At 42.8% G+C, this 9378-nt stretch carries 7 protein-coding genes and 1 pseudogene; 1 reads left to right on the top strand and 7 read right to left on the bottom strand.

Annotated features, from left to right (window positions below; translation table 11 throughout):
- Positions 1 to 280: 280 nt before the first annotated feature.
- The 7 genes and pseudogenes from rmf to lrp all read right to left on the bottom strand — a co-directional run bounded on the left by rmf (position 281) and on the right by lrp (position 7794).
- Positions 281 to 451, bottom strand: coding sequence for a ribosome modulation factor (gene rmf / locus D9603_RS20510; protein ID WP_010372771.1), 171 nt, complete (start codon positions 449 to 451; stop codon positions 281 to 283).
- A 489-nt stretch (positions 452 to 940) separates the two neighbouring features.
- Positions 941 to 2236, bottom strand: coding sequence for a serine--tRNA ligase (gene serS, locus D9603_RS20505; RefSeq protein ID WP_128732713.1), 1296 nt, complete (start codon positions 2234 to 2236; stop codon positions 941 to 943).
- Between the two features lie 7 nt (positions 2237 to 2243).
- On the bottom strand, positions 2244 to 2624 hold the full coding sequence (gene crcB / locus D9603_RS20500; protein ID WP_128732712.1) for a fluoride efflux transporter CrcB: 381 nt from the start codon (positions 2622 to 2624) through the stop codon (positions 2244 to 2246).
- Positions 2625 to 2626: 2 nt separating this feature from the next.
- Positions 2627 to 3966: pseudogene (locus D9603_RS20495) on the bottom strand (replication-associated recombination protein A).
- Entirely contained in the window at positions 3959 to 4597 is a 639-nt protein-coding gene (lolA, locus tag D9603_RS20490) for an outer membrane lipoprotein chaperone LolA (protein WP_128732711.1), read from the bottom strand. The pseudogene D9603_RS20495 and the gene lolA overlap by 8 nt, the downstream one beginning before the upstream one ends.
- The gene (locus D9603_RS20485; protein ID WP_128732710.1) at positions 4597 to 7200 is read right to left on the bottom strand and encodes a DNA translocase FtsK 4TM domain-containing protein; all 2604 of its coding nucleotides are present in this window, start codon (positions 7198 to 7200) and stop codon (positions 4597 to 4599) included. The genes lolA and D9603_RS20485 overlap by 1 nt, the downstream gene beginning before the upstream one ends.
- A 114-nt stretch (positions 7201 to 7314) precedes the next feature.
- The gene (gene lrp / locus D9603_RS20480; protein WP_125251392.1) at positions 7315 to 7794 is read right to left on the bottom strand and encodes a leucine-responsive transcriptional regulator Lrp; all 480 of its coding nucleotides are present in this window, start codon (positions 7792 to 7794) and stop codon (positions 7315 to 7317) included.
- 139 nt (positions 7795 to 7933) lie between these two features.
- Here lrp and ald point away from each other — a divergent pair, with 139 nt between their 5' ends.
- Positions 7934 to 9055: an alanine dehydrogenase gene (gene ald, locus D9603_RS20475; protein WP_128732709.1), complete on the top strand. Its 1122-nt coding sequence runs from the start codon at positions 7934 to 7936 to the stop codon at positions 9053 to 9055.
- Positions 9056 to 9378: the final 323 nt, after the last annotated feature.

The following is a 9378-nucleotide window of genomic DNA, read 5'->3' as shown; positions in this document are numbered from 1 at the left end:
TCTTATCCCGAGCTGGGGTTATTTAAGTAGTCTATTTTGAGGCGAGAAAATTTTTTCGATAACACCGCTTCCGCGTCCTGCTCACGCCGAGGTACCTAAGTCCTGTAGGCGAGCAAAAATTTTGCTCTTTAGTTGTTCTAAATAAGAGATTTTTAACGCGGTTAGCGTCAGATTTACTCCTTAAAATTGAGCAAGTATTAAGTCAAATTGGTATAATCTCACGATTTTCTGTAAAACGCACAAAGCCCCTAGCGGGGCTTTGTTCTCCTAAAATTCGGTATCAGGTTTTAAAGATGTTGCGATTGTCCATCGCTTCTCGCCATCCGCCTAACCATTCTGATCTGTGTTCTACTTGTTGATAGGGACAATTTTCTTTCGACCGTCCGGCTAATCCAGCCTTAAATCCTTGTGAATGTGCTCTTTCTAAACGGTCTCTTTTCTGTCTCTTCATAGGTAATATCCTCACCTTTTTCTCTATCAGCTTTTGAGTGTACTGATACTGCGTAGTTCAAACTTGATTAGAACAAAACTCACTCTTACGTGTCTCCACGAACGTGATTTTGCTCATCTAACTAATAAACTAAAACTTAGATTTTATTGAGAAAAGTTAAACACTAGCCACATCATAAAAATACAGATGCGCTACTTACCGATGAGATTTGGCCAAACCCATACCTTCAATAAATCATATCTGGGGGAGTCATGCAATGATCATAATTGTAATTCTTGGGTATACAGCAGCAAAAAACATAAATTTACTTTGAATTAATCAGAAGTTGGATAGGCAAGCTAAATTTGCATTTAATTTGGGCTGGTTTTTATTGTAATTCCTGTAAAAAAACATTCATAAGATAGTCATAAAAAAAGGCCAGATAGATCCAGCCTTTTTTCAATAACTTGTATCTCAATGCAAGCATTTGCTCGGTTAAGTGCTTGGCACTTAGCTCGCCTTAATCACTTCCAACCCGCCCATATAAGGCTTTAATGCGTCAGGAACAACAATCGAACCGTCTGCTTGTTGATAGTTTTCAAGGATTGCAACCAAAGTTCTACCAACCGCTAGCCCTGAACCATTTAGTGTATGTAATAGTTCTGGTTTCTTTTCACCACTGCGACGGAAACGAGCCTGCATACGACGAGCTTGGAAATCCCACATATTTGAACAAGAAGAAATTTCTCTATATGTGTTTTGTGCAGGTAACCACACCTCTAAATCATAAGTCTTAGTTGCACCAAAGCCCATGTCGCCAGTACACAAGACTACTTTTCGATATGGTAGGTCTAATAACTGTAAGATTTGTTCTGCGTGTCCTGTAAGCTCTTCTAATGCTGCCATCGAATCTTCAGGCTTAACTAACTGCACAAGCTCAACTTTATCAAATTGATGCTGACGAATAAGTCCACGAGTATCACGACCATAGCTACCAGCTTCACTTCTAAAGCATGGTGTGTGGGCTGTCATTTTTACAGGTAGCTCTTTTTCATCATATATTACATCACGAGCGCAGTTTGTGAGCGGAACTTCTGCAGTCGGGATCAAGCTAAAGCCATCTTGATCTTCAGACAAGGCTTCAGTATGAAATAGATCTTCTGCAAATTTAGGTAGTTGACCCGTACCGAATAAGCTCGCTTTATTTACCAAATATGGTACATACATTTCTGTATAACCATTTTGCTCAGTGTGCGTGTTTAGCATCAGCTGAACAAGCGCTCGATGCATACGCGCAACGCCACCGCGCATCACGGTAAAACGTGAGCCACTTAACTTAACACCCGTTTCAAAATCTAGGCCTTTGTCCAACGCTTCACCTAGGTCAACATGATCTTTTACTTCAAAATCAAATTGCTTTGGCTCTCCCCAAATGCTGATCTCTACATTTTCAGATTCATCAGCACCTGCTGGAACATCTTCAGCTGGCAGGTTTGGTAAAGACATAGCGTAATCATTCAGCTCTGCCAATACTTTATCTTGCTCTTCTTTGGCTGCACTTAACTGATCACCAAGATTAGCAACAGCATCTAGTAACGGCTGAACATCTTCACCTTTCGCTTTGGCTTGACCAATTGCTTTGGAAGAACTGTTACGCTCGCTTTGTAATTCCTGAGTTTTGGTTTGTAGCGCCTTGCGCTTTTCTTCTAATTCAGTGATCTTAGCAACATCAAGTTCGAAACCACGCTTTTTCAAACGCGCAGCGGCTTCCTCGATGTCTTGACGAAAGTATTTAGAATCTAACATTGTTTTTTTAACCTTTTTGCATGATGAGGCAGAGACCAACCCAGGCCATAAAGATACACGCCACCACATTTAAGGTGACGTTAAACGCCATTTTCACATATTGCCCTTGTTGGAGTAGCAACAAGGAATCCATTGAGAATGTAGAAAAAGTAGTCAGCGCCCCTAAAAAGCCAATACCTATTAGCGTTTTAGCGGGTGAAACTGCAATTACTTCTTTTTCAATTAAACCGTAAAGCACACCCATCAATAATGAACCAAGAATATTAACGATCAACGTCCCAAAAGGGAATCCCTTACCTAAGAGTTTTATTGATATATCGCTGATAAAAAACCGTAACATGGCTCCCAAAGCACCACCAAGCGCAATTGTAAGGTAATTAATAAGCATCCTTACTTGTACCTCTTATTGGTACTTTGTAGATCTTGCGCTTTCAAATATTCAAGTTTTTCCGCTATTTGTTTTTCCAAGCCTCTTTGCGTAGGCTGATAGTATTGGCGCTCATGAATGGCTTCAGGAAAGTAGTTCTCTCCTGCTGCAAAGGCACCAGGCTCGTTGTGAGCGTAGCGGTATTCCTCACCAAAGCCCATTTCCTTCATTAATTTTGTCGGTGCGTTTCTAAGGTGTTCCGGCACTGGATAATTAGGGTCGTTCTGAGCGTCGTGTTTTGCTTGATTAAACGCCATATACACAGCATTACTTTTTGGGGCGCTGGCTAGATATAGCGTGGCCTGTGCTATTGCACGCTCTCCTTCGCTTGGACCTACACGATGATAAATATCCCACGCATTGAGCGCAACTTGCATGGCTCTTGGGTCAGCATTGCCAATATCTTCCGTGGCAATGGCAAGTAGCCGTCTGGCAACATATAAAGGGTCGCCCCCTCCCGCTAATATTTTACAGTACCAATAAAGTGCAGCATCAGGAGCACTGCCGCGAACGGACTTATGAAAAGCAGAGATTAGGTCGTAATAGAGGTCGCCTTTGTTGTCATAGTTTGATAGTTGACTTGGCAATACCTGCTGCAATATTGGTTCATTGACTACATAGCGATTTATATCTGGGTCAAACCCTAAGTCTATTGCCTGCTCCAGTAAATTAAGTGCTTTCCTGGCATCACCTGAGGCAGCTTTGGCTATCAGATTTAGCGCATCATGGTCGATTTCAATTGCGTGTTTGGAAAGTTGCACATCCCTGGCTAGTGCATCTTTTTGTACCTGTATTAATTCGGCTTCATCTAGGGATTGTAAAGTATATACCCGTGCTCGCGATAAAATAGCATTATTCAGTGCAAAAGATGGGTTTTCAGTGGTGGCGCCAATAAAAGTAAAGGTGCCATCTTCAATATGGGGCAAAAAGCCATCTTGCTGCGACTTATTGAATCGGTGAACCTCATCGACAAACAATAATGTTCGTTTACCAGATTGAGCAAGTCGATTTTTGGCATCAATCACCGCTTCGCGTACTTCCTTTACTCCAGCACTGACCGCTGAGAGTTGAATAAGCTCCGCATCTGCGTAATTAGCAATAATTTGTGCAAGCGTGGTCTTACCAACACCTGGTGGGCCCCAAAGAATAAGACTATGGCAGCGACCTGAGGCGATAGCTCGATACAATACAGAGCCTTTTGATAAAATATGGCTCTGGCCAACATAATGCGCTAACGCGGTTGCCGCATTCTAGCGGCCAACGGTCTAACATCTGGGGTAAAATCAAAGCCTAAACTAGTCAACGCCTGTTTGGTCGTCCACGACCACTCCCTCAGGGATAACAAATTCAAAAGTGCGCTCAGCGACCGGCACATTAACTTTGCTTTGTCTGAAATTAAATGTAGAGATTTGGCCTGAAATGTCGTTCACCGTTAATTGTGCAAGCCCCTCATTGGTAACATCAAACATCAACGCCAATTGCTCAACTTGAGAGTCAACTCTGTTCTTGGGCGTGATTAAGTACGCGTCGCCTTCGCGTTTTACCGCATACTTAGACCACTGGCTATTATCTTGCGTTGTTAACAGAACAAAAGGTGTTGTATCAATCAGTTTAGTTGTATCTAAAATCGTAACCTGTTCTGCAAAGGCATCATAATAATAGGTCGTTGTGCCACTTGAGACAAAAAGCGTATCGTCTGGCATCTCTTGCTGCCATCGGATCTTCAAAGGCTGTGCAAGTACAATGCTACCTGTGCCTGATTGTAATTCATTGCCCTCTTGATCTTTAACTACTTGCGAAAATTCGCCTTGAAAACTGGTTAAATTAGCAAGCTTGGCCTTTAGGCTCTGCATTGCGGCTTCATCGGCCCAAGCTGGTTGCATCGTTATGCTAGATAGCATCACAAGTAATGCTATTTTATTAAACTTCTTCATTAATTGGCTCCGCCTTTTACCAATACTTCTCGTGCGCCATTATGTCCAGGTGCACTCACGACACCAGACATTTCCATCTGCTCTACCAGTCGAGCAGCACGGTTATAGCCCACTCGTAACTTACGCTGAACACTCGACACTGACACTTTACCTGTTTCTATTACAAAGCCAACCGCTTCATCGTACAGCGGATCAGACTCGTCATCTCCACCTTCTGGTGCCTCTCCTGGTAGCAAGATGTCTTCCGTTGCTTCCCCACATAGGATCTCTTCGACGTAATTAGGTTTACCTCGCGCTTTCCAATCATTAACTACCGCGTGCACTTCATGGTCATCAACAAACGCGCCATGGACACGTATCGGTACACTGGTACCTGGAGGCAAATACAACATATCCCCCATACCAAGTAAATTTTCAGCGCCTTGTTGATCCAAAATAGTTCGTGAATCAATCTTGCTCGATACTTGGAAGGCCATTCGCGTTGGAATATTTGCTTTAATTAGGCCGGTAATTACATCAACCGAAGGGCGCTGTGTTGCCAGCACCAAATGTATCCCAGCAGCTCGTGCTTTTTGAGCGATACGCGCGATTAGCTCTTCCACTTTTTTACCAACAATCATCATCATGTCAGCAAATTCATCGATGACCACTACGATGCTCGGAAGCTTATCTAGCATTTCTGGCTCATCCGCCATACCATCAGTGTCTTTAAAAAGTGGGTCAACAATGGGGTGTCCCGCTTCTTTTGCTTCTTTAATCTTCTGGTTGTAACCCTTTAGATTACGCACACCAAGCGCTGACATCAGCTTATAGCGACGTTCCATTTCCCCAACGCACCAACGTAGCGCATTCGCAGCTTCTTTCATGTCAGTGACAACCTCACATAATAAATGTGGGATCCCTTCATAAACAGAAAGTTCAAGCATTTTTGGGTCTATCATGATCATGCGCACATCTTCTGGAGGAGATTTATATAGCAAGCTTAAGATCATGACATTAACGCCCACTGACTTACCAGAGCCAGTGGTACCTGCAACCAACAGGTGTGGCATTTTTGCTAAGTCTGCCACTACGGGTTGTCCAGCGATATCTTTACCTAGCACCATGGTCAGCGGTGATGGGTTTTGTTCAAATTTAGGCGCGTCTATCACTTCAGATAAACGTACAATTTCACGGTGTTTGTTAGGTAACTCCAAACCTACATAAGTCTTACCTGGTATTACCTCTACCACTCGCACACTCACCGCTGACAAAGAGCGAGCGAGATCTTTGGCAAGACCAGTAATTTTTGCAACTTTAATACCTGGTGCTAAGTCAAGTTCAAAGCGCGTTACTACAGGACCTGGATAAACTCCCACCACGCTGGCTTGGACATTAAAGTCTAACAACTTGGTTTCTACCAAACGTGAAACCTGATCAAGCTCTTCTTGTGATATTGGGTTTTTAGCTTTATCGGGCCTGTCTAGAAGTTCCAGTGACGGTAATGGGTCTGCCGGAGGCTGGGCTTCTAATAATGCTTCGAACTGCTCTTTTGCGCTCGGTGGTGGCTGATACCCTTTTGTGCTCGTTGTTTCACTGTTTTTTGTTTTGAGTGGCCGTGCTGGGGATACAACCTTAGTTTCATGAACCGGCGCTTCGTCGAGCGCATTAAGCGCAGCTACGGTATCTAATGGTTCATCCTCAATTGCGGAAAAATTAATCTCTTGCTCCAAGATATCGTCAAGCTCATCGAAAACGCATGGCTCTTGCTTAGGTGCCGCTTCTGTAACTGTGTCTGAGGCTGAGGTTTGAATCGCTGTATCGTTGGTTTTTCTGAACAATTTATCTTTTAATTTGCCAAGACCACTTGGTGTCTCTTCATCATTTGTTGACTCCTGGTGGATAATGTCATCGTTTAAGACAGGCTCCATGGCATCACCAAGACCTTCACTGATTTTCGGTTCATCAACAGGCGCGCTAGCCGTTGATAATTCCGGCTCAGCTTTTACAGTATCCAGTTTATCTGCTGGTTGCTCATCTTTAGTGGTAAGCTTGTTTACCAACCAGCGTAGCCCAGCGACGACTTTTTCTCCAAGATAATCAACAAACTCCACCCAAGAAACACCGGTAAGTAATGTCATACCCGCAAAGAAAAAACATAACAGTAATATAGAGGTTCCCGTAAAATTAAAAGCAGGCATCATGGCGCCGGCGACAACATCCCCTACTACACCGCCAGATGAAAAGTTGTAGATATCATCAAAATTAATACTGCTAATGGCACTTGCTGAGGTGATGAAAAGTGTCGCACCAATAAGGCGTAGCCCAAGGGTTGTATAATCTAGCTGAAGGAGCTTATGTGGCTTTTTAAACAGTAAATAGCCAAGAAATTGCACTGCTGCGGGGATCAAAAATGCCAGCCACCCAAAACTCAGCAACAAAATATCTGCTAACCATGCACCAGCAGCACCGGTTATATTATTTACTTTTACGTATTCGCCGGATTGAGTCCAAGCAGGATCTGCTGGGTCGAAGCTTATCAACGCACACAACATAAATATTGCTGCTGCCGTGCTTACAATCAGACCTGTCTCTAAGAGGCGTTGCACACCATTTAAGCGCATTGTAATTAAACCTTTTTTTTGTTTCTTTTCTGGGCATATCAAGCCCAAAATGTCAGCAAATTAGTGATTTGCGTTAGTATTGCTGTATATACTTACACCTTACCAAGAAATACCTCAAGGTGCACAAGGTTTTATTACTTCTCCTTCCTCTCCTTTTACTTCTTCCATCACTACAAAAGTACGGCTCTCACTTATATTTGGCAATTTAAGGAGTATCTCACCTAATACCCCACGGTATTCAGACATATCGGTTACGCGTGTTTTAAGTAAGTAGTCAAAGCTACCAGAAACCAAATGACATTCTATGATCTCGTCATGTTGCTTCACCGCTTGATTAAATCTATCAAACACATCTGGTGAATTTTTATTCACTGTCACTTCCACGAACACTAAAAGCCCTTGCCCGAGTTTAGCAGGATCAACTACGGCTTTATAACCGCGTATAAAACCTTCGCGTTCTAACTTTTTGACCCGCTCTAGGCAAGGTGTTGCGCTTAAACCAATGCGTTTTGCTAATTCTACGTTAGAAATTCTGCCATCTTTTTGAAGTTCGACTAAAATCTTTCTGTCGATTCTGTCTAGTTGTTGGTGCATAAGGTAGTTTTTTATCCTAAATAGTTTGTTATTTTAGAGTATATCACTACCTTTAAATATTAAAACAGTGAGACACACTGGCTATAGGTAAATATAATAGTCAAAAATTTTACTCCGTTCTTATTTTGAGGCGAATATTATGATTATTGGTGTACCTAAAGAGATAAAAAATCACGAATACCGCGTTGGTATGGTTCCTGCGAGCGTTCGTGAACTAATCAATCACGGTCACGAAGTTGTTGTTGAAACCAATGCTGGTATCGGCATTGGTTTTACTGACGAAGATTATGTTCAGGTTGGTGCTAAAATTTTAGGCACTGCAGCTGAAGTATTTGCAACAGCAGATATGATTGTTAAGGTTAAAGAACCTCAAGCTGTTGAGCGTGCGATGTTACGTGAAGACCAGATTCTATTCACATACCTTCACCTTGCACCAGACCTTCCTCAAACTGAAGATCTAGTTAAGAGCGGTGCAATCTGTATTGCCTACGAGACAGTAACTGACACACGCGGTGGTCTTCCACTACTAGCACCAATGTCTGAAGTGGCTGGTCGTATGTCTATCCAAGCAGGTGCTCAAGCGCTTGAAAAATCACGTGAAGGTCGTGGTATGCTACTTGGTGGTGTACCGGGCGTTGAACCCGCTAAAGTTGTTGTGATCGGCGGTGGTATGGTTGGCCGTAACGCAGCACAAATGGCGGTAGGTCTAGGTGCAGACGTTACTATCCTTGACCGTAGCATCGACGTACTACGTTCACTAAATGCACAGTTTGGTAGCCAAGCTAAAGTTATTTATTCTACTGCTGATGCACTAGAGAAGCACGTATTAGAAGCTGACCTTGTAATTGGTGGCGTACTAATTCCTGGCGCAGCAGCTCCTAAGCTTGTGACTGCTGAACACATCAAAGCAATGAAGCCTGGTGCAGCAATTGTTGACGTAGCTATCGACCAAGGCGGTTGTATTGCGACGTCTAAAGCGACAACACACGCAGAGCCTACTTATATTGTTGATGACGTAGTTCACTACTGTGTAGCTAATATGCCTGGTGCAGTACCTCGCACTTCAACATTCGCGCTAAATAACGCAACGCTTCCTTACATCATCAAGCTTGCAAACTTGGGTTACAAAGAAGCGTTACTAAATGACAAGCACTTCATGGACGGCTTAAACGTTCTAAAAGGTCAGGTAACGTGTAAAGAAGTAGCTGAAGGCTTCAACATGGAATATGTTGACCCACGTACGGCACTTGAAAACGCTTAATCGCGATTGATACAACACACCTTAAAACACCACTTATCTTCGGATCTGTGGTGTTTTTTATTGTCATTTTCCCAACCCCCTGTCATTCGTTCCAATTAAAAGAATAAAAACTTTGAAGTAGAAGCTAACCGGCGTCTTGCTCTATGTGCTTATCTGGGTTTTCTATTTTTACTAGTCACAAGAGCACACAATCTTGCACACCTGCTAAATTACCAACGTCCTCTCGCAAAGCTTATACCAATTTGACTTAATACTTGCTCAATTTGAAGGAGTAAATCTGACGCTAACAGCGTTAAAAATTTTTCATTTAGAACAACTAAATA

It is taken from the genome of Pseudoalteromonas sp. PS5 (assembly GCF_004103255.1).
In the GTDB taxonomy this organism is placed as follows: Bacteria; Pseudomonadota; Gammaproteobacteria; order Enterobacterales; family Alteromonadaceae; genus Pseudoalteromonas; species Pseudoalteromonas peptidolytica.
The sequence above is the reverse complement of the archived record's forward strand: the minus strand, read 5'-3'. Positions and strand labels throughout refer to the sequence as shown.

Bases quoted from the DNA above. Each gene is read 5' to 3' on its own strand.
- D9603_RS20485 (WP_128732710.1), bottom strand. From the start codon at position 7,200: ATGCGCTTAAATGGTGTGCAACGCCTCTTAGAGACAGGTCTGATTGTA.
- rmf (WP_010372771.1), bottom strand. From the start codon at position 451: ATGAAGAGACAGAAAAGAGACCGTTTAGAAAGAGCACATTCACAAGGA.
- crcB (WP_128732712.1), bottom strand. From the start codon at position 2,624: ATGCTTATTAATTACCTTACAATTGCGCTTGGTGGTGCTTTGGGAGCC.
- lolA (WP_128732711.1), bottom strand. From the start codon at position 4,597: ATGAAGAAGTTTAATAAAATAGCATTACTTGTGATGCTATCTAGCATA.
- lrp (WP_125251392.1), bottom strand. From the start codon at position 7,794: ATGCACCAACAACTAGACAGAATCGACAGAAAGATTTTAGTCGAACTT.
- serS (WP_128732713.1), bottom strand. From the start codon at position 2,236: ATGTTAGATTCTAAATACTTTCGTCAAGACATCGAGGAAGCCGCTGCG.
- ald (WP_128732709.1), top strand. From the start codon at position 7,934: ATGATTATTGGTGTACCTAAAGAGATAAAAAATCACGAATACCGCGTT.